This window comes from Streptomyces sp. NPDC037421, from assembly GCF_055602105.1.
This window is the reverse complement of sequence record NZ_JBVJWV010000028.1, coordinates 1-20,464: the sequence shown is the minus strand read 5'-3', so window position 1 is coordinate 20,464 and position 20,464 is coordinate 1. Positions and strand designations below refer to the sequence as shown.

General features: G+C 74.1%; 18 protein-coding genes and 3 tRNA genes. 7 read left to right on the top strand and 14 right to left on the bottom strand.

The features are described from left to right. Positions 1 to 25: 25 nt before the first annotated feature. From ACZ7IF_RS30060 to ACZ7IF_RS30050, 3 genes are read right to left on the bottom strand one after another with little or no spacing between them, the layout of a single operon-like run. Positions 26 to 442, bottom strand: a complete 417-nt coding sequence (locus ACZ7IF_RS30060; RefSeq protein ID WP_470977762.1) for a GNAT family N-acetyltransferase — start codon at positions 440 to 442, stop codon at positions 26 to 28. 42 nt (positions 443 to 484) lie between these two features. Then, the gene (locus tag ACZ7IF_RS30055; RefSeq protein WP_470977761.1) at positions 485 to 1,069 is read right to left on the bottom strand and encodes an SMI1/KNR4 family protein; all 585 of its coding nucleotides are present in this window, start codon (positions 1,067 to 1,069) and stop codon (positions 485 to 487) included. Positions 1,070 to 1,085: 16 nt separating this feature from the next. After that, positions 1,086 to 1,580 (bottom strand): MarR family winged helix-turn-helix transcriptional regulator, encoded by a 495-nt coding sequence (locus tag ACZ7IF_RS30050; protein ID WP_470977759.1) that lies wholly within the window; start codon positions 1,578 to 1,580, stop codon positions 1,086 to 1,088. A 137-nt stretch (positions 1,581 to 1,717) separates the two neighbouring features. On the opposite strand from ACZ7IF_RS30050, the gene ACZ7IF_RS30045 reads away from it, so the two are divergent. From ACZ7IF_RS30045 to ACZ7IF_RS30030, 4 genes are all read left to right on the top strand, one after another. Then, positions 1,718 to 2,275, top strand: a complete 558-nt coding sequence (locus ACZ7IF_RS30045; RefSeq protein ID WP_470977756.1) for an NADPH-dependent FMN reductase — start codon at positions 1,718 to 1,720, stop codon at positions 2,273 to 2,275. A gap of 72 nt (positions 2,276 to 2,347) precedes the next feature. Continuing rightward, positions 2,348 to 2,695: a hypothetical protein gene (locus tag ACZ7IF_RS30040; RefSeq protein ID WP_362461827.1), complete on the top strand. Its 348-nt coding sequence runs from the start codon at positions 2,348 to 2,350 to the stop codon at positions 2,693 to 2,695. 158 nt (positions 2,696 to 2,853) lie between these two features. Beyond that, complete coding sequence (locus ACZ7IF_RS30035) at positions 2,854 to 3,447, top strand: bifunctional DNA primase/polymerase (protein WP_470977753.1); 594 nt, start codon at positions 2,854 to 2,856, stop codon at positions 3,445 to 3,447. After that, positions 3,438 to 3,511: transfer RNA gene (locus ACZ7IF_RS30030), tRNA-Lys, on the top strand. Before ACZ7IF_RS30035 ends, ACZ7IF_RS30030 begins: the two co-directional genes overlap by 10 nt. Positions 3,512 to 3,585: 74 nt before the next feature. Here ACZ7IF_RS30030 and ACZ7IF_RS30025 read toward each other — a convergent pair. Beyond that, positions 3,586 to 4,782 carry a M6 family metalloprotease domain-containing protein gene (locus ACZ7IF_RS30025; RefSeq protein WP_470977750.1) on the bottom strand — a complete coding sequence of 399 codons (1,197 nt, stop codon included), beginning with the start codon at positions 4,780 to 4,782 and terminating at the stop codon, positions 3,586 to 3,588. A gap of 411 nt (positions 4,783 to 5,193) precedes the next feature. On the opposite strand from ACZ7IF_RS30025, the gene ACZ7IF_RS30020 reads away from it, so the two are divergent. Next, on the top strand, positions 5,194 to 7,026 hold the full coding sequence (locus ACZ7IF_RS30020) for a putative bifunctional diguanylate cyclase/phosphodiesterase (RefSeq protein WP_470977747.1): 1,833 nt from the start codon (positions 5,194 to 5,196) through the stop codon (positions 7,024 to 7,026). Positions 7,027 to 7,131: 105 nt separating this feature from the next. Here the strand turns inward: ACZ7IF_RS30020 and ACZ7IF_RS30015 are convergent, their stop codons facing one another. Then, a complete protein-coding gene (locus tag ACZ7IF_RS30015) occupies positions 7,132 to 8,817 on the bottom strand; it encodes a glycosyl hydrolase family 18 protein (RefSeq protein ID WP_470977744.1) in 1,686 nt (561 codons plus the stop codon). 266 nt (positions 8,818 to 9,083) lie between these two features. Further along, a complete protein-coding gene (locus tag ACZ7IF_RS30010) occupies positions 9,084 to 10,238 on the bottom strand; it encodes an LLM class flavin-dependent oxidoreductase (protein WP_470977897.1) in 1,155 nt (384 codons plus the stop codon). Positions 10,239 to 10,501: 263 nt separating this feature from the next. Between ACZ7IF_RS30010 and ACZ7IF_RS30005 the strand changes: the two genes are divergently transcribed. Continuing rightward, the gene (locus ACZ7IF_RS30005) at positions 10,502 to 11,260 is read left to right on the top strand and encodes an IclR family transcriptional regulator (RefSeq protein WP_007264223.1); all 759 of its coding nucleotides are present in this window, start codon (positions 10,502 to 10,504) and stop codon (positions 11,258 to 11,260) included. 89 nt (positions 11,261 to 11,349) lie between these two features. Here the strand turns inward: ACZ7IF_RS30005 and ACZ7IF_RS30000 are convergent. The 5 genes from ACZ7IF_RS30000 to ACZ7IF_RS29980 form a co-directional block, all read right to left on the bottom strand. Beyond that, positions 11,350 to 11,423, bottom strand: a tRNA-Lys gene (locus ACZ7IF_RS30000). Between the two features lie 76 nt (positions 11,424 to 11,499). Beyond that, the gene (locus ACZ7IF_RS29995; RefSeq protein WP_470977741.1) at positions 11,500 to 13,206 is read right to left on the bottom strand and encodes an AMP-binding protein; all 1,707 of its coding nucleotides are present in this window, start codon (positions 13,204 to 13,206) and stop codon (positions 11,500 to 11,502) included. 26 nt (positions 13,207 to 13,232) lie between these two features. Next, complete coding sequence (locus tag ACZ7IF_RS29990; protein ID WP_470977895.1) at positions 13,233 to 13,865, bottom strand: lytic polysaccharide monooxygenase auxiliary activity family 9 protein; 633 nt, start codon at positions 13,863 to 13,865, stop codon at positions 13,233 to 13,235. A 240-nt stretch (positions 13,866 to 14,105) separates the two neighbouring features. Beyond that, positions 14,106 to 16,334 carry an SPFH domain-containing protein gene (locus tag ACZ7IF_RS29985; RefSeq protein WP_470977738.1) on the bottom strand — a complete coding sequence of 743 codons (2,229 nt, stop codon included), beginning with the start codon at positions 16,332 to 16,334 and terminating at the stop codon, positions 14,106 to 14,108. Between the two features lie 11 nt (positions 16,335 to 16,345). Next, positions 16,346 to 17,764, bottom strand: a complete 1,419-nt coding sequence (locus tag ACZ7IF_RS29980) for a peptidoglycan-binding protein (protein WP_470977893.1) — start codon at positions 17,762 to 17,764, stop codon at positions 16,346 to 16,348. A gap of 226 nt (positions 17,765 to 17,990) precedes the next feature. On the opposite strand from ACZ7IF_RS29980, the gene ACZ7IF_RS29975 reads away from it, so the two are divergent. Further along, positions 17,991 to 18,064, top strand: a tRNA-Lys gene (locus ACZ7IF_RS29975). 92 nt (positions 18,065 to 18,156) lie between these two features. Here ACZ7IF_RS29975 and ACZ7IF_RS29970 read toward each other — a convergent pair. The 3 genes from ACZ7IF_RS29970 to ACZ7IF_RS29960 all read right to left on the bottom strand — a co-directional run bounded on the left by ACZ7IF_RS29970 (position 18,157) and on the right by ACZ7IF_RS29960 (position 20,304). Then, on the bottom strand, positions 18,157 to 18,822 hold the full coding sequence (locus ACZ7IF_RS29970; RefSeq protein WP_470977735.1) for a class F sortase: 666 nt from the start codon (positions 18,820 to 18,822) through the stop codon (positions 18,157 to 18,159). Continuing rightward, positions 18,819 to 19,421 carry a hypothetical protein gene (locus tag ACZ7IF_RS29965; protein WP_470977733.1) on the bottom strand — a complete coding sequence of 201 codons (603 nt, stop codon included), beginning with the start codon at positions 19,419 to 19,421 and terminating at the stop codon, positions 18,819 to 18,821. Before ACZ7IF_RS29965 ends, ACZ7IF_RS29970 begins: the two co-directional genes overlap by 4 nt. 103 nt (positions 19,422 to 19,524) lie before the next feature. Next, the gene (locus ACZ7IF_RS29960) at positions 19,525 to 20,304 is read right to left on the bottom strand and encodes an HAD-IIA family hydrolase (protein ID WP_405980554.1); all 780 of its coding nucleotides are present in this window, start codon (positions 20,302 to 20,304) and stop codon (positions 19,525 to 19,527) included. Positions 20,305 to 20,464 lie beyond the last annotated feature (160 nt).

Genomic DNA, 20,464 nt, shown 5'->3' with positions numbered 1-20,464 from the left:
GCCGAGGGGCGGCCGGCCGGGTCGGCTACTGCTCCCCGAACGCCATCCACTTGTCCGGCGTCTCCAGCGGTGCGAAGCCGGCGCGGGCGTAGACCCCGTGCGCGTCGGCGGTGGCCAGCATGATGCGGCGCAGGCCGTACGGGGCCAGGTGGGCCTTCACCGCCTCGACGAGGGCGCCGCCGAGGCCCTTGCCGCGCGCGCCGGGGTCCACGTACACGTCACAGAGCCAGGCGAAGGTGGCCAGGTCGGTGACGATCCGCGCGTAGCCGAGCTGGGCGCCCGAAACGCTGTCGTACGCGCCGAAGTTCAGCGACGAACCGACGGCCCGGTCGTGGGTCTCGCGGCTGCGCCCGAGGGCCCAGTAGGCGTCCTGCGACAGCCAGCGGTGGACCCGCTCGTCGTCGAGCCGGTCGGGGTCGGTGGAGATCTCGTAGCCGTCCATCGGGCCATCCAAGCGCGTCCGCCACGGCCGGGCCAGCGGATATCAGCCGGAGCGGCCGCCGCCCCAGCCGGGCGGCAGCAGGTCCCAGGAGTCGCGGCCGAGCCATTCGCCGAAGGTGGCCGGCCGGCCGCCGCCCGCGTGGTCGAGGGAGAGCGGGACGATGAGGCCGCAGCTGGCGCGCCCGTCCCACCACATCGTGCCGGCCAGCGGCCCGGAGACCGCCAGCAGGGTGGAGAAGCCGCAGCCGTGCTCCTGGAGGTACATCGCGCCCGCCGTCCGGCGGTCCTCGAACTCCTCGCACTCCGCGTCCCAGGCATCCCAGGCCGCCGTCATCGCGGCGGGGTCGTCGAAGTCCTCCTCGCGGGGCTCCGCGTCGCACAGTGCGATGCCGGCCTCCACGTAGGAGTCGGGGTGCGGGAACGGCACGGACAGCAGGTCGAGGCGCAGCCGGTCGTCCCCCGGCCACCGCCAGCCGCCGCCCTCGGTGCGTACCACGCCGAACCCGCCGGTGTCCGGGCCGTGCAGGTACGCGCGGTACTCGGCGGGGAAGCGGACGCCGAGCGCGCGCTCGGCGTCGGCCACCTCGCCCTCGGTCAACGGCGGCCGCAGGGTGGCGGGTCGGTTCATCCGGGGATCGTACGACCTAGCCGGTGTGGCCCTTGCGGGCGATGCCGAAGTGGCGGCGGAGGGTTTCGCCGGCGTCCGCGAGGGCGTGCAGCTGCTGCGGGGTGAGGACGTCGATCAGGTGCCGGCGTACGGATTCCACGTGCAGCGGGGCCGCCGCGGTGATGGCGTCCACCCCTTGGCCGGTGAGCACCACCTCGGCGCCGCGGCCGTCGCCGGCGACCTCCTCGCGGCGGACGAGGCCGCGCTGCCGCATCCGGCTGATCTGGTGGGAGAGGCGGCTGCGCGACCACTGCATCAGCACGGCGAGGGCGCTGATCCGCATGCGGTGGCCCTCGGTCGAGCCGAGCGCCGACAGCACGTCGTAGTCGGCCTCGGAGAGTGCGCTGTCCTGGTTGAGGTCACGCGCGATCTCCGCGTCGACGAGGGGGAACATCCGGCGCCACGCGTACCAGGCGTGCTGCTCGGACTCGGTGAGCCAGCGGGGGTGGGCCGGCTCGGGCGCGTCGGTCATGGGGGGCACCCTACCCAGGTTGGTGATACATCAACAATGTAGTTGACATATCACGCGCCGGCGACTTTCCTGGGTGACACGTCAACAACCAGACTGCGACCAGCACACCGCACCTCCACCCAACGGGAGTTCACACCATGACCCGCCTGCTCGTCATCTCCGCCGCCACCCGCCCCACCTCCTCCGGGCGCCCCCTCGCCGAGTGGGTCGCCGGCCAGGCCCGCGACCACGGCGCCTTCGAGGTCACCCCGGTGGACCTCGCGGAGCTCGCCCTGCCCTTCCTGGACGAGCCGGAGTACGCCTCCAGCGGCAACTACGCCCACCAGCACACCCGGGACTGGAGCGCGCTCGTCGACTCCGCCGACGCGTTCGTGTTCGTCCTGCCGATGTACAACGGCGGGTTCACCGCCCCCTTCAAGAACGCCGTCGACTTCCTCTACCGCGAGTGGCAGGGCAAGCCGGTCGGCCTGGTCAGCTACAGCGCCGGCGGCTCCGGCGGCGCCCCGGCCGCCCAGATGCTGCTGCCGGTCCTCACCCAGCTCGGCATGCTGCCCGCCGAGCGCTCGGTGGCGATCGCCGGCATCAACGGCCTGATCGGGACCGAGGGCTTCGAAGCGCCGGAGGACCTGGCCGGCGAGCTCGCGGGCGTACTGGACGACGTCGCGGCGCTGGTGAAGGAGCCTGCCGCGGCCTGAGGCCCGGCACCCTTGCGCGGAGCTGGACAATGGAGGGTGGCCCAGGATCCGGAGCGCAGCAGGAGGACACGCATGGCAGAGCCCGAGCGGACCGAGCGGAGGCAGCGGCCGGCGCCGCTGCTCTTCGAGCCCTCGGAGGCCGCCACGGACCCGGAGCACTTCTTCGACCTGGAGTCGATCGAGGACCCGCGCGAGCTGCTGGCCCGGGCCACCGAGCTGACGCTGGCGTTCCGGGCCGCGCAGGACCGGGCGGTGGAGTTCCAGGCCCTGGCGGCGGCCCAGCTGGCGGACCCCCGGCGGTTCGACCGGCTCCCGCCGGAGGCCATCGCGGCGATCGCGGAGTGGACCGAGGACTACGCCCGCAAGATGATCGAGTTCGGCGAGGACCTCCAGCGCGGCACCACGCCCGACACGGTCTAGGGGGTGTCGGAGCCGACGGGGCGGGGGCGGGCGGATCCCGGGGAGCCGGCGGAGCGCAGTGGCATATGCGCGGCGCAACATACCCCAGGACCGCCCACCCTGTCCCGGTTTTCGGTAACTCCACGAAACGGCAGCGCTACGCCGGGTACACCTGGCATATGACGACCCTGACGACGGCCGCCGGCTGCCCCGCCCTCGACGGCCCCGACGCACGCACCGCGCCCGCGACCCAGGTCACCGCGCAGGGCGCCGCATGGCTGGCCTCCGCTTCGGCGCACCCGCACGAGACCCTCGCCGCCTGGGAGGCGCGGCCCGCCTCGCCCGCCGTGCTGCCCTGCGGGACCGCGTTCGACGTCGTCAACGTTCCGCTCGTGCTCGGCCGCCGGATGCTCGACCTGCTCTGGGAGCGGGGGCCCGGCTCGGGCCCGGCCGCCGTCCACCGCGGCCGGATGCTGCTCTTCGCCGCCACCGGCACCGCCCAGCGGCTCCCGGCGCTGCTCGCGTGGGAGGAGTGGGGCCCCGCCGCCCCGGCCCCGCTGTGCCACGGCCACGGGGACGCCGTCACCGTGCCGCCGCTGGCCGGCGCCCCGGGCCCGTCGCGGTGGCTGGTGGCCCCGGACACCCGGCTGCCCTGGCTCCCGGGGCCGGACTCCCTGCTCTGGGCGTTCCTGCACGCGGCCCGCGGCCCGGTATCGATTTTTGGTTCGGCCGAAACGGATGCTAATGTCTACGACGTCAGCAGGCGCCGCTAGCTCAGTTGGTTAGAGCAGCTGACTCTTAATCAGCGGGTCCGGGGTTCGAGTCCCTGGCGGCGCACAGACGGGAGAAGGCCCCCGCTCTTCGGAGCGGGGGCCTTCTTCGTGCGCTTCTCCGTGTCCGGAAACCGCCCCTCAGGTCGTGATCTTCACGGTGTAGGCGCCCGACTGGGTCCGGTCCGCCACCTCGACCGTGATCCGCTCCCCCGGCACCGTGAAGGTCTCCCCGACCTCCAGCGGCGCGTCCGCCAGCGGCGGGTACACCGAACGGTCCCAGCAGGCCTCCGTGCGCGGGTGGCCGTCGAGCACCTCGATCGGCCCGCCGCCCGAGGCCGCCTCGTTGCGCACCCGGTAGACCAGGACCCCTTCCGTGCAGGTGTCCCCGTCGTTCCCGGCGGAGCCCCGCGCCTCGACCGCGATCGCGCTGCCGGGGCCCGTACGGATCACCGCGAGCCGGGTACCGCCCGTGCCGCCCGGCGGCGGGGACTGCGACAGCGGCTGGAGGGTGTGCAGCGAGGTGCCGGACCGTACGCAGTCCACCTGGGCGGGGTCCAGCCAGCCCAGCTTCCACTTGTGCCAGGCGAACAGGTCCGGGGACATCCCGAACTGGCTGCCCATGACGTCCCAGTCGCCGACGTACGTGTCCCAGTCGCCCTTGCCGTCCGTCGGGCGGTGGTAGAGGTCGGGCAGGTCGAAGACGTGCCCGGTCTCGTGCGCCAGCACGTTGCGGTCCGGCGGGTGCTGCTCGAAGACGGTCACGATCCGCCGCAGCTCCGCGCCGTCCGCCACGATCGGGCGGTCGAAGTTGACGACCTTGGTGGCGTCGGAGTCCACGCCGGGGGCGCCCGGGTCGGCGACGAAGTACACGACGTCGTACGCGCTGAAGTCCACCTGCGGATCGGCGGCCGCGACCGCGTCCCGCAGGTAGGCCGCCCGGTCCTCGGGCGCCCAGTCGCGCTGTATCCCGTAAGCGGTCGCGGGCCGGGGCATCCGGATCCACCGCTCCTGCGGGTGCGGGACCAGCCGGAACCGCCCGTAGGAGGCCCGCTCGAAGAAGTCGCTGGTCGCCGGGAAGTAGTCGGCCGTCAGCTCCCGGGGCGTCACGGCGGCGCGGTGGCCGGGGAAGGAGAGGAAGACCATCACGGCGTGGAGGGTGCGCTCGGGCTTGGGGTAGGCGCCGTTCCAGGTGTCCACGCCGAGGGAGTGGTGGGCGGCCGTCCGGGTGAGCGCGCAGGGCCCCGCGGCGGCGGTGTCGGCCACCGCCGGCCCCGCGACGAGGGACATGGCGGCGAGCGCCGTCATGGAGGTGAGGGCGGCTGCCGTACTTCGCATGCGGGAGCGGTCCACTCCCCCGGGTGTCTGCTCTCGCCGCACGTCGACCTCCCGGTGGTGGATTCATCCCGTCTCATCCACCTTGAGGCGATTGTCTGACTAATGTCCTGTTCCGGTGCCCCACATGAGTGAGCGATGCGGCAAGCCGGTGACCCCCGGAGTCCACGCCCGATGCTACGGAACGTCACGATCGATCACGTGAGAACAGCTGTCGTCACCAGGTGCTCACAGGTGTGCGCAAACGGTCGCCCGACCGTTGTCCGACACCCCGTCAGCAGCACCCCCCGAAGGCGTCAGCATGGCGACGGACCCGTCCCCGCACGGCGACGCCGCTGGATAGGGCCTCCCGGCAGCCTCTATGATCGGCACACTTTCCTGCGCGGACACTCACGAACACAGCGGGAGCGAACGGTGAGCGGAACCTCAGAGGAGACCGGTTCGGCGGCCGAGAGCATCCGACCGGCCCTTACGGAGCGTCACCCGGCAGTGCCTGTCGTGCCAGAACCCCGCGACTACCGCGCCGCCTTCGACGCGGCCCACCTCGCCATGGCCGTCGTCGGCCGGAGCGGCGAGGTGATCGCCGCCAACCGGGCCCTGGCCGCCCTCCTCGGCGCCGAGCCGCAGGCCCTCGCCGGGCAGTGCGCCGCCGACCTGGTGGACCTGGCGGCGGAGGCGCGTACCTGGCAGGCCTACCAGGAGGTGCTGCGCGGACGGCAGGCCCGGCTGCGGTGCACCCGCCGCCTCAAGCACCCCGACGGGCACTCGCTGTGGACCGAGGTCACCCTGGGCCCGGTGACGGGCACCCAGGACGTACTGCTGTCCGTCGCCGACATCAGCGACCGGCGCGACCTCCAGGCCCGGCTGCGGCACCTCCAGATGCACGACCCGGTGACCCGGCTGCCCAACCGGGCGCTGTTCTTCGAGCGGCTCTCGGCCGCCCTGGAGGCCTCCGCCTACGGCACGGGCGGCACCGGCCGGATCGGCCTGTGCTACCTGGACCTCGACGGCTTCAAGGCGGTCAACGACACCCTGGGCCACCGCGTCGGCGACCGGCTGCTGACCGCCGTGGCGGCCCGGCTCACCCAGTGCGCCGACCAGTGCGGGTACGGCCGTTCGGGCGGGCACCTCGTCGCCCGGCTCGGCGGCGACGAGTTCGCGCTGCTGGTGGAGGACTCCACCGGCACCGAGCAGCTCGCGGACCTGGCGCGCAGCGTACTGGCCGCCGTGCAGGAGCCCTTCGACCTGGCCGGGCAGCGGCTGTCGGTGTCCGCGTCGATCGGCGTGGTCGAGCGGGACGCGGCCGGCACCTCGGCGACGGGGCTGATGCAGGCCGCGGACACCACCCTGTACTGGGCGAAGGCGGACGGCAAGGCCCGCTGGACCCTCTTCGACCCCGAGCGCAACGCGCACCGGATGACCCGGCAGGCCCTCTCCTCCAGCCTGCGCCCGGCCGTGGAGCGCGGGGAGTTCGAGCTGGAGTACCAGCCGCTGGTGGACCTGGAGAGCGGGGTGGTGCGCGGGGTGGAGGCCCTGGTCCGCTGGAACCACCCCCAGTTCGGCATGTTGACGCCGAATCGGTTCATCGGGATCGCCGAGGAGGACGGCTCGATCGTGCAGCTGGGCCAGTGGGTGCTGCGCACGGCGTGCCGGCAGGCGCGGCGCTGGCAGATCGAACAGCCCAGCGACTCGCCGGTGTTCGTCTCGGTGAACGTGGCGGTGCGCCAGGTGTGGGACTCGGACCTGGTGGGGGACGTCGCGGAGATCCTCGCCGAGACCGGACTGGCCCCGCAGCTGCTCCAGCTGGAGCTGACGGAGTCCGCGGTGATGGGCTCGGCGGGCCGGCCCCTGCAAGCCCTCCAGGCGCTCAGCGACATGGGCGTGCGGATCGCCATCGACGACTTCGGGACCGGCTACTCGAACCTGGCCTACCTGAGCCGGCTCCCGGTGTCGGTGCTGAAGCTGGACGGCTCCTTCGTCCGCGGCTTCCGCTACGAGGAGGGCACCCACCCGAACCCGGCCGACGAGACCATCGTGGAGGCCCTGGTGCAGCTCGCGCACCGGCTCGGCCTGACCGTCACCGCGGAGTGCGTGGAGACCGCCGGACAGGCCGCCCGGCTGCGGCGCGTCGGCTGCGACACCGGGCAGGGCTGGCTGTATTCCCGGGCGGTGGCCCCGGAGCGGATCGCGGAGATGATCGCGCCGCCGCCGGGGGCCCGGTTCGCCACGGGGACGCCGGAAGCCTGAGGCCCGGGGCCCGCGGCCCGGGGCCCGCGGCGAAGAACCGGAACCGCCCCGCCCCCCGGGAGGAGGGGCAGGGCGGTCCGGCGCTCGGCGCGGGGTGGGGGGAGATCAGCAGGCGCCGAGGTCCTTCCAGACACCCCATTCACCGGTGGTGCCGGGCACCTCGTTCTGCGTCCACCACTGGGCCTTGTACTTGCGGCCGTTGTGCGAGACCTCGTTGCCGGCGGTGTAGACCGTGCCCGCGACGTAGGCCGGGACGCTGCCGCAGCCGGTGGTCGGGGGCGTCGTCGGCGGGGTCGTCGACGGCGTGGTGGGAGGCGTCGTCGGCGGGGTGGTCGGCGGCACCGTGGTCCCGCCGAGGGCGTCCGAGATCTGGTTCAGCAGCGTGGTGTTGTTGTCCAGGCCGAGCAGGGAGTACATCATCGCGCCGGCCAGGCCGCGCTGCTTGCCGTAGTCGACCCGGGCCTGGATCGACTTCTGGTTCAGGCCGGTGAAGAACTCGCCGTCCTTGTAGAAGTAGGAGGACTTGGCCTGGTCGTCCCAGTAGGTGGCCGCCGGGTTGTCGACGATCCCGCCGAGCTCCTTGTAGTTGGCGATGCCGGCCTGCTGGCTGGTGGGCCGGGCGCCGGAGGCGCCGGAGGCGGGCTGGGCGAGGCCGCCCGCCGCTCCGGCCGGGACGCCCTTCCAGCCGCGGTAGTAGAACTCGTAGCCCAGGGTCAGCTTGCTGGCGGGGAAGCCGCCGGTGATGCCGTAGGCCGGGTTGCCGTCGATCCAGGAGTCGATGGCGTTGTCGATGCTGTACTTCTGGGTGCCCGGGGCGATCGGGTCGGTCGGGTCGTTGGTGCCGGAGTACAGCGGGGACTGGTGGTACGTCGGCCCGTCGCCGTCCCAGGCGCCGTGCATGTCGTACGTCATGATGTTCGCGTAGTCGAGGTACGCGCCGATCTTGTCCGTCTCGATGTACTTGATCTTGTCCTGGCCGGCCGGGAGGGCCGAGGTCAGCAGGTACTTCTTGCCGCCGTTGGCCTGGCCGTGGGCGTCGAGCTGCTCGCGGAACTCCTTGAGCAGGAGGGTGAAGTTCTGCTTGTCCTCGGGGGCGTAGTGGTTGCCGAGGTGGCCGCCGGACGAGCCCGGGTACTCCCAGTCGATGTCGATGCCGTCGAAGATCCCGGCCGCCGTGCCGGGACCCCCGTAGCCGTCGGCCTTGGGCAGGTTGCCCTTGATGTACTGGTCGATGCAGGAGGAGACCAGCTTCTTGCGGGAGGCGTCGGTCTTGGCCGCGTCGCTGAAGTACTTCGAGTACGTCCAGCCGCCGAGCGAGATGTTGATCTTCAGGTGGGGGTACTTGGCCTTCAGCTGCTTGAACTGGTTGAAGACGCCCACGATCGGCTGGTCCCACTTGTCCGCGACGCCGCTGACGCTGTCGGCCGCGCTGAAGGACTTCTGGTAATCGGCGTACGAGTCGCCCGCGCCGTCACCGGCGTTGGGGTTGTTGTCGTCGCCCGCCGCCTTGTTCGCCTCGAAACAGGTGAGGTCGGTGGGGTGGATGTTGCCGAAGGAGTAGTTGATGACGTCCAGCTTCCCCGCTATGCCCCGGGTGTCGAGGTGCTTGGGGTAGAACGCGTTGCCGTACACGCTCCACTGGTCGTAATAGGCGATCCGCACGCCGCCGGCCGCGGCGGTGGTGGAGGCGTCGGCGGCCTGTGCGGTGCCGAGTCCCGCGAAGGTGGCCAGCGCTCCGGCTGCCAGCGCGGCCGTGGCGGCGGCCGCGATGAGGGGTTTACGGATGTGCATGAACTGCCTCCGTGGGGGTGGGAGGGGAGGGCATCAGCTGTAGGTGAGAGAAGTGATAGCGATCACCCGACGCCCCAGTCAATGGTTTGGACCAAAGAAGGACTAGACCACTGAACGCCCAAACGCCCTCGTCAGAGACCTGAGCGCACATCAAGAACCGCCCGCCACCCCGGGTGACGAGCGGTTTAAGGCTCCCTTAGGTCATGCTCCGGCAAGCTTTCGGCAACAAACCAGCCAAATGCCGTTCTCCCCCGCCCCGGCCCCGCTCAGGTCACCGTCAAGGGCTCCACGGGCATCCCGTACGCATTGGCAACGAGCCCGTAGGAGCGGACGCGGGCGGCTCCGCCGTGGGCGTTGGCGGTCAGCATCAGCTCGTCCGCGCCCGTCCGCGCCACCAGGGCGTCGAGCCCGGCGCGGACCTCGTCGGCGGTGCCGTGGACGACGTTGGAGAGCCAGCCGTCCACGAACTCCCGCTCCAGCGGGGAGAAGCCGTACGCGGCCGCCTCCTCGGGCGTCGGGACCAGCCCGGGCCGCCCGCTGCGCAGCCGGAGCATCGACAGCGCGCCGGTGAGCACCTGCGCGCGGGCCTCCGCCGCGGTGTCGGCGGCCAGCGCCGAGACCCCGATGAGGGCGTACGGGGCGTCGAGCACCGCCGAGGGGCGGAAGCTCTCGCGGTACAGCTCCAGCGCGGGCAGGGTGCCGGCCGCGGAGAAGTGGTGGGCGTACGCGAAGGGCAGGCCCAGCTCCCCCGCGAGCCGGGCGCTGAAGCCGGAGGAGCCCAGCAGCCAGAGCGGCGGGCGGGCGGCGGGGCCCTGCACCGGGCCGGGCACGGCGTGCACCCGGGCGTACGGGTGCCCGTCGGGGAAGTCGTCGTCGAGGAAGCGGGTCAGCTCCGCGAGCCGCCGGGGGAACTCGTCCGCCGCCTCGTCCAGCCGCCCGGGCCCGCGCAGCGCGGCCGCCGTACGGGGGTCGGTGCCCGGCGCCCGGCCGAGCCCGAGGTCGATCCGGCCCGGGGCCAGGGCCTCCAGGGTGCCGAACTGCTCGGCCACGGCCAGCGGGGCGTGGTTGGGCAGCATGACCCCGCCCGAGCCGAGGCGGATGCCGGAGGTGTGGGCGGCGAGGTGGGCCAGGATCACGGCCGGGGAGGAGCTGGCGACCCCGGGCATGGAGTGGTGCTCGGCGACCCAGTGGCGGTGGTAGCCGCGGGACTCGGCCTGCCGGGCGATGCTCACGCTGGTGCGCAGGGACTCGTGGGCGGTGGAGCCGCTGCCGACGGTGACCAGGTCGAGCACCGACAGCGGCACGGGCGCCTCGCCGCGGGCCGTCCCGCGGATCGGGTCCTGGGCCGCCGGACCCCCTTGCGGAGGTGCGCCTTCCGGCTGCCCGCCCGTGCGTCGGCCCGCGTCCCCGGTGTCGCTCATCGTCGCTCCCGTCCCGTCCCGCTCGTGCGCCAGCGGCGCCCCGTACGCCTCGTACGGCGTTCGTACGAAGAAGTCGAACGGGAAGTGCTCGCCGGGCATTCCCGGCAGACCGGGGCATGCCCGTGCCTGTGGCATATGCCATTCGAGTAGGCCCAGGCAGGGGGACTTGATTAAGCCATCAATCTCCCCAACACACGCTCCACGTGGGCCTCTTGATGGCTATCGTGGTAGAGCAAGCGGTAACAACCTGGTAGGGGGAAACCGTGGCGCTGAAGCCCGAGCCGACCGCGCCGTTCCACTCGGTGCAGTACGCCCTGCGCGTACTCGAAACGATCTCGCGGCACACCGGCGGTGTGACCGACGTGCAGATCGCGCGTGAGACCGGCCTGCCCGCGGTACACCTCGCCCCGATGCTCCTCATGCTGCGGCGGGAAGGATACGTCCTCCAGGTCTCCGACGGCGCCTACGCCATAGGGGACTCCCTCGTCCTGCTCGGCTCCGGCATGGACCGGCAGCAGGCCCTCCAGGAGAAGCTCCAGGACACCCTCGACAAGCTGCGGGACTCGGTCGGCGCGGCCGTCTACATCAGCCGCTACGTGGACGGCGAGGTCCGCATCACCCAGTTCGCGGACAGCCCGCGCACGCCCAAGGTGCACGAGTGGGTCGACTTCCGCTCGGCGGCCCACGCCAGCGCGGTCGGCAAGTGCCTGCTGACCCAGCTCGACCTGAACGGGCGGCGCGACCACCTCTCCCGGCACAAGATCGCCCGGCTGACGTCGAAGACGATCGTGAACGAGCGGATCCTGTTCTCCAAGCTGGACGCCCAGCCGGCCACCGTCCCCGTCCTGGACCTCCAGGAGTACGCGGTGGGCACCGTCTGCGCGGCCGTCCCGATCACGGCCGGCGCCGCGGTGGGCTGCCTGGCCCTGTCCATGCCGGTCGAGCACGCCCACCGGCTGCGCGCCGCGGCCGACACCCTGAACCGCAAGGCCGCGCCGCTGCTGCTGTCGCTCACGCTCTGAGGGCCGGGGGCTGCGCCCGGCGCAGGTGGGGCGGCCCGGAAAACACTTCGGGCGGTTCCCGGTGAACCGGAAACCGCCCGAAGGACAGGTGCGCCGCCAGGGACTCGAACCCCGGACCCGCTGATTAAGAGTCAGCTGCTCTAACCAACTGAGCTAGCGGCGCCTGCTGACAGAGAAAATACTACCTGCTCCCCAGGGGTGCTCCAAACCATTGACCGGGACGCCGCCCGGCGGCCCCCTCAGCGGTCCAGCAGCTCCCTGCGGCCCTGCGCCTCGTACGCCGACAGCAGCGCGGCCAGGCCCGCCCCGCCGAGCGGGCGGTAGGTGCCGCCGGTCCGGTGCCAGACCGGGCCGGGGCCGAGGAAGCCGGCCCGGCGCAGGGCCACCCGGTGGATCTTGTTCGTGGCGGTGACGGGCAGCGCGTCGAGGATCCGCACGTAGCGCGGGGCCATCTTCGTGCCGAGGTCCGGCTGCGCGGCCAGGAAGGCCGTGAAGGCCTCCGGGTCGAAGGCGGCGCCCCCGCGCAGGGCCACGGCGGCCATCACCTGGTCCCCCGCGACCTCGTCCGGGACCGCGTACACCGCGACGGCGGCCGCCGCGTCCCAGCGGGCCAGGATGTTCTCGATCACCGCGGCGGCCAGGTTCTCGCTGTCGACCCGCAGCCGGTCGTCGGTGCGGCCCGCGAAGTAGAGGAAGCCCTCGGGGTCCCGGAAGAAGAGGTCGCCGGTCCAGTACCAGCCGTCCCGGGTGCGGGCCGCCTCGGCGTCGGGGTTGCGCCAGTAGCCCTCGAAGAGGCTGCGGCCCCGGTTGACGAGCTCACCGATGGCCTCGTCCCCGTTGAGGAGCCGGCCCCGGGCGTCCAGCAGCGCCGGCGGGCACTCGCGGCCCGTCTCCGGGTCGACGACGGCCAGGTCGTCCCCCGGCGCGGCCCGGCCCAGCGCGCCCGCCGGGGTGCCGGGGCCGCGCTGGACGGAGGCGCCGCCCTCCGTGGCCCCGTACCCCTCGACCAGCCGGACCCCGAACCGGTCGGCGAAGCGGGCCGCGTCCACCGCCCCCGCCTCGGTGCCGAAGCCGAGGCGCAGCCGGTGCTCGCGGTCGTCGGGGCGGGGCTCGGTGGCCAGCAGGTACTGGACGGCCCGGCCGACGTAGGTGAAGTACGTCGCCCCGTAGGCCCGTACGTCGTCCAGGAACGCGGAGGCCGAGAAGCGGCGGCGCAGCGCGACCGGGGCGCCGCCGGAGAGGGCGGGCAGCCAGTCGGCGATGACCGCGTTGCCGTGGAAGAGCGGCATGCAGATGTAGTGCACGTCGTCCGGGGTGACCGAGAAGTGCCGGGCGAGCGATCCCCCGGCGGCGGCGAGCCGGCCCTGGCTGCAGACGGCGGCCTTGGGGGCGCCGGTGGAGCCGGAGGTGAAGTAGAGCAGCAGCCGGGTGTCCGGCCGGGGACCGCCGGGGCGTACGCGGGCATCGCCGGGCTTCGCGGCGGCGTACGGGGCGAGCAGGGCCGCGTGCTCCTCGGTGCCGGTCACCAGGAGGCGTACGCCGGGCAGGTCGAGGCCGCGCAGCAGCGGGAGGTGGGCGGGCTCGGTGACCAGGATCCGGCAGTCGGTGTGCAGGATGTCGCGGGCCAGCTCGGGGCCGCGCCGGGTGGGGTTGATCCCGGCGACGGCGGCCCCCGCGAGGGCCGCCGCGCCGAGCCAGAAGGGGAACTCGGGGGTGTTGTCGAGCAGCACCCCCACGTGCGGCTCCGCGCCGGGCGGCAGCAGGTCGGCGAGGAGCGCGGCGCGGGCGGCGGCCTCCTGGGCGGTCCGGTGGCGGCTGAGGACGGTGGGTCCGGCGCTGTCGGCCGCGCCGGCCCCGTACATCAGCCCGGGCCGGTGGTCGCCCCACTGGCGCGCGACGAGTTCCGCGACGGTCTCGGCGGCATCGGGTGCTGTCGTGGTCCGCATGCCGCCGGAGATTAGCTGACGTTCCGTCAGAATTGAACGTCGGAGCAGGCGTAGAAGGCCATCGGGGTGTCGTTGACGGTCCAGACGGCCAGGATCATGTGCCGCCCCGTCTTGCCGGCCGGCATGGAGCCGCGGTGGACGGTGGTCATGTCCGGGCGGCCGCCGTTGTAGGGGACGACGAGGAAGGGCTGCGGGTCGAGGGAGGCCCGGGTGAGGGGCTTGGCCGGGTCCCAGCCGTTCTTGGTGACGTAGTACTTGAAGTCGGTGGTGGAGTGGTTGGCGGTGAACTGCCAGCGGAAGTCGAAGGGCTGACCGGAGTTCACCCTGGTCGCGGGCCAGTTGCCGCCGCGCGGGTCGTCGAGCTGGGCGAACTCGGCGTGCCCGCCGGCACATATCCGCCCGTCGGCGGGGCCGGCCGCGGGGAAGCCCTTGTAGCCCTCGACGCTCTGCGGCTCCCACTGGATGGGGCCGCAGTCGGCGACCGTCTTGTTGGCGCAGAGCTTCTGCCGGCTGATGGGGGTGTCGGTGTAGCCGTGGCCGCTGGCGTTGGGGGCGCCGAGCAGGGTGGCGGCGGCGAGGAGGCCGAGACCGACCGTCGCGGCAGCGCCGACGCGCACGGGGCGCGAGGTGCGGGAGGGGCGTGAGGGCCTTGAGGGCATGCGGAAGGAACGCATGGTGCTCCTTGGGCGTGGGGGGGGAGGGGATTCCGGCGGGTGCGTGCGCGCGCGTGGGGATCGACCCTGGCGGGTCGGTGGGGTGACGACTCCGGGCGGTCGGCACTAGGTCTAGACCAAGTCCCACAGTATTGACGGGAGTTGGCCATGTCTATACCAATGCGAGAACGGGTGGTCCGGTCATGACCGGCCACCCGTCCGCGCGTGGAACCCCCGTGACAGCCGCTACTGGTCGGACCGCCCGGTGTAGAAGGCGACGGTGAGGTCCTTCACCAGGGCCTTGCGCTCGTAGTCGTCCAGCTCCACGATCCCGCGCGAGGTCAGCCGGTGGACCGTGTCGTCCACGGCGTCGACCACCGAGGTCAGCACCGTGTCCCGGTGCTTGGCGTCGATCGCGGCGACCCGGCGGCGGCGCATGGCCTCCGCGACCTCCGGGGCGTACTCGATCCGGGTGGGCTGGGCGGAGAACACCTCGATCCCCACCGCCTCGGTTTCGGCCGCCACCATCCGGGTCAGCGCGTCACCGACGGCCTCGGCGTCGCGCAGGGTCGGGGCGTCCTCGTGGAAGGCGTCGGCGGGCAGCTGGGACAGCACCCGGGCCATGGCCGACTCGACCTGCTCGGCCAGGTAGTCGATGTGGTCCTCGACGGCGAGGGTTGCCCTGGCCGTGTCCTTGACCTGCCAGACGACCTGCACGACCACCTGGAGGGCGAGGCCGCCGGAGTCCACGGCTGCCATCGGCTCGCTGCGCCAGTGGCGCAGCCGTACGTCGACCCGCTGGCGCAGCAGGAGGGGGCTGATCCAGGTCAGGCCGGTACGCCGGACCGTGCCGCGGTAGCGGCCGAAGAGGGTGAGCACCCAGGCGTGGCCCGCCTTGGCCCGGCCGAGGCCGCCGAGCGCGAGGAGGGTGACGATGCCGAGGAAGGCGAGCGGGGGCCAGTGCGCGGCGCGCAGCCCCTGGTAGGCGCGGGGTGAGGCCCCGAAGGCGGCGACCACGGTGGCGGGGACCACCCCGGCCCGCCACAGCACCGCCGCGCAGCCGAGGACGGCGAGGCCGCCGACCGCCACCGCGATCCAGCCGGGCAGCACGGGCCCGCGGTGTTCCCGGAGCCGGTCGTCGCCCCGGGGTACGCGGCGGCCGGCGGGCGGCTTCTTCGGGGCGCGGGCGGCGGGAGCGGCGGCCGGGGCGGCGGGGGGCTGGGGCTGCGGGCGGAACGGGATGTGGAGCGGGACCTCCGTGACGGCGGTGCCGCTGCCGCGCGGGGGCCGGGGGAGGCCGTCGCGCGGCACGGGGTCCTCGGTGCGCATCCCGCGCGCGACGGCCCGTGCGGCGATCTCGGCGGGCCCGGGACCGGGCACACCGGACGGGGGCTCCGGGGTGGGGTGCGGGATCCCGGCCGCGGCCTCGGCCCCGGCCTGGCTCCGGGCTGCGGGTACGTCGCCCCGGGCGGGCGGGGGGGCTTCGGCGGCGGCCGGGTGCCCCGGCCGGGCGGGTCCGGGGGCCGGCTCCCCGGCGTCGGCGTCGGCCGGGACCGGTTCCGGGGCGGCGGCCTCCGGCCCCGGCACCCGGGCGGGGGCCGGTACGGGCACGGCCGGCTCGGGGGCGTCGGCCGGGTACGCCGGCACCGCGAGCGGCGCCGGTCCGGGGGCGGCGGGGTGCGGGTGGGCCCCCGGGGCCGCTCCGGGGGCGGCGGGGTGCGCCGGCCGGGCCGGTGCCGGGCCGGGCGCGGCCGGGCGGGCCACCACCGCCCCGGCCGGGGGCGCCGAGGCGCCCACCGGGGCCGGGGCCGCGTCGGCCCGCCCGGCGGTGCGGGGAGCCGGGGCGCAGACGGCGGCGGCCGCCGGCTCCGGACGGGCCGGGTGGGCGGCGGCGACCCCCGACCCGAACCGGGTGGCTCCGAACGGCTGCGCCGCCACCTCGGCGGGGTGCGCGTCCCGCGCGGCCGGCTCCGGAGCCGGCGGCACCGGGTCGGCCGGGTGCCCGGCGGGGGCCGGCTCCGGCGCCCACGCCCGGACGGGCCCGGCCGCCCGCCCCGGGGCGGGGTCCGCCGCGCGGGCCACGGTCAGCGGCTGCGGGCCCGGCGCGGGGTGCCCGGCGGGCACGGCCGCCCGGGCAGGCTCCACCCCCGGCGCCGCGGCCGGACCCGGGTCCGCCGGGTGCGCCGCCCGGGCGGCGGGGGCCGGGTGCGCGGGCGGCACGGGGTCGGCCGGGTTCGCGGGCGGCACGGGGTCGGCCGGGTTCGCGGGCGGCCACACGGGGGCAACGGGCTGCGGCCCGGCCTGGTGCGGGGCCACCGCCCGGGCCGCCGCGGCCGGTCCGGGGGCGGCGGGGGCGGCGGGCGCCGGGGCCCACGCGCCCCGGTACACCGCGACCGGGTCCGGAAGCGTCGCCGCAGGCGGGGCGGCGGGGATCCGGCAGGTGCCCGTGGTGAACGTGGTGTGGGTGGGGTACATCGTTGCCTCCCTCATGCGAACAGCCGGCGCCAGGTTTCCGGGCCCGGGTAGCCGTCGGCCGAGGCACCGCGCCAGCCCTGGGCGCGCTGGAAGGCCTCGACGTTGCGGCGGTCGGCCTCGCTCCAGCGGGCGCCCGGGCCGGACGTGTAGTGCTTGCCGAAGCCCTTCTGCGCCAGCCGGCGGCCGAGGGCGAGTACGGCCGGATGGGACTGCCCCGGGCGGAAGACCCGCAGCCCGGGATAGGCGGGCACCCCGACGGAACCCGGCATAGCCACGGGCTGCGCCCCCGGCTGAGCCCCGGGCTTCGTCGTGCCCGGCGCCGTCCGCCCCGTGGGCGGGATGTCCTTGCCCTGGCGCTGGACCAGCAGCCGCCAGGTGTGCTCGCCGGGGACGCCGTCGGCATCGGCGCCCGTCCAGCCCTGCGCCTGCTGGAAGGCCTGCGTGGCCTGCCGGTCGGCGTCGCTCCACTTCGAGCTGGGCCCCTTGGGGTAGAACCGCAGCGCGCCCCGCCCGATCAGCATCTTGGCCAGCTCGGTGACGTACTCGTTGTCCGCGCCCGGGCCGAACTTCGCCGCGCCGGGGAAGACCGCCGTGCCGGCCGCCGGAGCGCCCGGCACCGGCGCGTCCGGGAGGACCCCGGTGGTCACCCCGTTGTAGCGGTACGGGAGGTACTTCTCCGAGTTCTTCCAGTAGCCGTACGGCGTGGCCAGCTTCCGCGTGTACGGGCGGGTCTGCTCGTACGCGACGTAGTGCGTGCGCGTCTCGTCGGCCCAGCCGCCGAAGATGACGACGTGCGAGCCGTTGTTGGGGTCCGCCGGGTTGTGGAAGAGCAGCATGTCCCCCGGCAGCAGCTCCTCCTTCGTGATCTTCGTGGCGAAGCTGTCGAGGCTGCCGGTCCACTCGTTCGTACCGAGGTTCCAGACCATGGAGACGTACCCCGAGCAGTCCTGCCGGTAGCCGTCCGACCAGTACTCGGACATGCTGTAGGGGACCTCGGCGTCCAGCCAGATCTTCGCCCGGTTGATGATCGTGGCCCGGTCGATGGCCCGCACCGCGGGCGGTGCGCCCGGCCGGCCCGTCGCCGAGGACGGCGGACGCGGCCCCGTGGCCGGGGCCGGGCGGCCGTGCAGCGGGGCCCGGTCGCCCTGCGGGGTGCCCGGACCGTCCGAACCGTTGCGGTCGTCCAGCGCCACCGGCCCCGGGCCCGGCACCGGCCCGGCCGCGGCCAGGGCCGCCGACCCGCCGCCGCCCAGCACCACCCCGGCCGCGGTCGCCAGCACCAGCGCCCGGCGGGCCCCCCGCGCGGCCGGGTGCCCGCCGTCCCGCAGCGCTATGGCCCGCCCGCGCGCGAGGGTGCGGCGCCGCTGCGCGCACCCGAGGCACACGCAGTCGCCGGCGGGCTCGTACTCCTCGAAGACCGGCAACGTCATCGGCGTCGGCATCTGCACATGCACCGGAGGCTGCATCGTCATGCGGTTCCGTCCACTCCCCTGCTCGTCCACTGGTCGGCCGGGCACGCATCTGTCGGGGCGTCAGATTCGGCTCGACCAGACATATCGTGCACGATAAACCCCCAAACATGGGTTAATCGGACAACGTGGGCGCGGCTGGTCACGAGCACCTCGGCAGGTGGGGTAGAGTTTTCCCTGTCAGCAAGCGCCGCTAGCTCAGTTGGTTAGAGCAGCTGACTCTTAATCAGCGGGTCCGGGGTTCGAGTCCCTGGCGGCGCACAGACGAGGAGAAGTCCCCCGCAGCGAAAGCTGCGGGGGACTTCTTCGTTCCCGGCCGGGGAGGCTCTGGCGCCGCCGGCGCCCCGGACGGCCTAGACCGCCGTCGCGCCCGCGCCCGCCCCCGCGCCCGTCAGGTACGCGGAGACCACCACGTTCGCCGAGTACTGCCCGGCCGCCTTGTCGTAGTTCCCGCCGCAGGTCACGAGCCGCAGTTCGGCCCGGCCCTCGACCCGGGGCCCGTACGCCTTGTGCGGGTCGAAGCCCGTGCGCTCGTAGACGCGTACGTCCTCCACGGTGAACTCGGCGACCGTGGCGTCCGCCCGCGCCACGCGGATCTTCTGGCCCGGCTTGAGGGTGCTCAGGCCGTAGAACACGGCCGGCTTGGACTTCGTGTCCACGTGCCCCACCATCAGCGCGGCCCCCGCGGCACCGGGCGCGGGACCCGCACCCCACCAGCCCACCGTGCCCGGGAGCCCGTACGGCGGCGGGTCGATCGCCCCGTGCGCGTCCAGGCCGCGGGCGATCACCGGCGCCCGAACCCCCAGGTCCGGTACGTCGACCCGCGCGGGCATCGCCCCGGACAACGGGGCCCGCGCGGCCGGGAGGGCCGGCCCCAGCTGCCCGCCGGCCTGCCCGGCGGGCGGCGCGGGCGGGACCCCGGTGATCTCCTTGCCCCACAGCCACAGGCCCATCACCAGCACCGTCCAGGCGGCGAAGGTCAGCAGCCGGCCGCCGGCGGAGGCCCTGGGCTCGCTCATCCGCCGTTGCGGCGGCGGCGCAGGGTGATGGCCCGGCCGGCGACCGCCAGGGTGGCCGCGGCGGCGAGGACGGCGCCGATCACGGTGTGGGGCAGCCCGGGGCCGTCGCCGCCGTGGCTCTTCTTCGCGGCCGCCGCCAGCCGGGTCGTCTCGGCGACCTCGGCGGACATCCCGCCGCCGCCTGCGTGGACCGGCCAGACCGGCGAGCGGTGCGGGTCGGGGCGGTGGTGGTCGCGGCGGCGGATCTCGATGGAGCCGCGCAGGCCGTCGGCGCCCTCGCACTTGATCCGGATCTCGTGCCAGCCCGAGTCGGCGTGCGAGCGGATCTTCGCCTCGCCCGAGAGGGTCCGGCCGTCGCCGCGCCCCGAGGAGAGGCGGGCGTCCGACACGAAGACGGAGGAGCGGGCCACCCCCCAGTCACCGTCACAGCCCCGGACGCGGATCTTGACGTGTGCTCCCGGTTCGGCCGGGTTCGGGTCCGCCGAGACGCCGCCGCGGTCCCACTCGTTCGCGAGGGCTGCGGGGGCGGTCACGGCGGTGAACGCCGTCAGGGCGACGGCGGCCCCCGCGACACGGAGAGCGATCAGAGAACAGCGCATGGTGAACCTCCTCAACAAGGAGATTCACGCGCGGCGCGCCGCTCCGCATCCGGAGCGGCGCTCTCTTGGCCCGTACGTGTCAGCCGTACGCGCTAACGCGCGGCTAGACCAGGTCGACCAGATCGGCGATGGAGTCGACCGTCTTGGTGGGGCGGTACGGGAACTTCTCGGTGTCCCGGGCCGTGGTCAGACCGGTCAGCACGAGGAAGGTCTGCATGCCCGCCTCCAGGCCGGCCAGCACGTCGGTGTCCATGCGGTCGCCGATCATCGCGCTGGTCTCGGAGTGGGCGCCGATGGCGTTGAGGCCCGTACGCATCATCAGCGGGTTGGGCTTGCCGGCGAAGTACGGCTTCTTGCCGGTCGCCTTGGTGATCAGCGCGGCGACCGCGCCCGTCGCCGGGAGCGGGCCCTCGGTGGAGGGGCCGGTCTCGTCGGGGTTGGTGCAGATGAAGCGGGCGCCGCCGTTGATCAGCCGGACGGCCTTGGTCATGGCCTCGAACGAGTAGGTCCGCGTTTCGCCCAGGACCACGTAGTCGGGCTCGTGGTCGGTCAGGACGTAGCCGATGTCGTGCAGGGCGGTGGTCAGACCCGCCTCGCCGATGACGTACGCGGTGCCGCCCGGGCGCTGGTCGTCGAGGAACTTCGCGGTGGCGAGCGCCGAGGTCCAGATGTTCTCGACGGGCACGTCCAGGCCCATCCGGCTCAGCCGGGCCTGGAGGTCGCGCGGGGTGTAGATGGAGTTGTTGGTCAGCACCAGGAAGGGCTTGCCGGACTCGCGCAGCCGCTTGATGAAGGCGTCCGCGCCGGGGATCGGGGTGCCCTCGTGGATGAGGACGCCGTCCATGTCGGTGAGCCAGGATTCGATCGGCTTGCGCTCCGCCACTGACTTCTCTCCGCTCTGGTGGCCGCTGACCTGTGGGTCTGTGGTCTGTACCACCACCCTAGCGGGCGCGGGGGGGGGGGGGGGGGGGGGGGGGGGGGGGGGGGGGGGGGGGGGGGGGGGGGGGGGGGGGGGGGGGGGGGGGGGGGGGGGGGGGGGGGGG

Excerpts from the sequence above, each read along its gene's own strand:
- ACZ7IF_RS30040 (WP_362461827.1), top strand. The coding sequence starts at position 2,348 with ATGGCAGAGCCCGAGCGGACCGAGCGGAGGCAGCGGCCGGCGCCGCTG.
- ACZ7IF_RS30050 (WP_470977759.1), bottom strand. The coding sequence starts at position 1,580 with ATGACCGACGCGCCCGAGCCGGCCCACCCCCGCTGGCTCACCGAGTCC.
- ACZ7IF_RS29970 (WP_470977735.1), bottom strand. The coding sequence starts at position 18,822 with ATGAGCGAGCCCAGGGCCTCCGCCGGCGGCCGGCTGCTGACCTTCGCC.
- ACZ7IF_RS30035 (WP_470977753.1), top strand. The coding sequence starts at position 2,854 with ATGACGACCCTGACGACGGCCGCCGGCTGCCCCGCCCTCGACGGCCCC.
- ACZ7IF_RS29965 (WP_470977733.1), bottom strand. The coding sequence starts at position 19,421 with ATGCGCTGTTCTCTGATCGCTCTCCGTGTCGCGGGGGCCGCCGTCGCC.
- ACZ7IF_RS30060 (WP_470977762.1), bottom strand. The coding sequence starts at position 442 with ATGGACGGCTACGAGATCTCCACCGACCCCGACCGGCTCGACGACGAG.
- ACZ7IF_RS29990 (WP_470977895.1), bottom strand. The coding sequence starts at position 13,865 with ATGCCCTCAAGGCCCTCACGCCCCTCCCGCACCTCGCGCCCCGTGCGC.
- ACZ7IF_RS30055 (WP_470977761.1), bottom strand. The coding sequence starts at position 1,069 with ATGAACCGACCCGCCACCCTGCGGCCGCCGTTGACCGAGGGCGAGGTG.
- ACZ7IF_RS30045 (WP_470977756.1), top strand. The coding sequence starts at position 1,718 with ATGACCCGCCTGCTCGTCATCTCCGCCGCCACCCGCCCCACCTCCTCC.
- ACZ7IF_RS29995 (WP_470977741.1), bottom strand. The coding sequence starts at position 13,206 with ATGCGGACCACGACAGCACCCGATGCCGCCGAGACCGTCGCGGAACTC.
- ACZ7IF_RS30025 (WP_470977750.1), bottom strand. The coding sequence starts at position 4,782 with ATGCGAAGTACGGCAGCCGCCCTCACCTCCATGACGGCGCTCGCCGCC.
- ACZ7IF_RS29985 (WP_470977738.1), bottom strand. The coding sequence starts at position 16,334 with ATGTACCCCACCCACACCACGTTCACCACGGGCACCTGCCGGATCCCC.
- ACZ7IF_RS29980 (WP_470977893.1), bottom strand. The coding sequence starts at position 17,764 with ATGACGTTGCCGGTCTTCGAGGAGTACGAGCCCGCCGGCGACTGCGTG.
- ACZ7IF_RS30010 (WP_470977897.1), bottom strand. The coding sequence starts at position 10,238 with ATGAGCGACACCGGGGACGCGGGCCGACGCACGGGCGGGCAGCCGGAA.
- ACZ7IF_RS30015 (WP_470977744.1), bottom strand. The coding sequence starts at position 8,817 with ATGCACATCCGTAAACCCCTCATCGCGGCCGCCGCCACGGCCGCGCTG.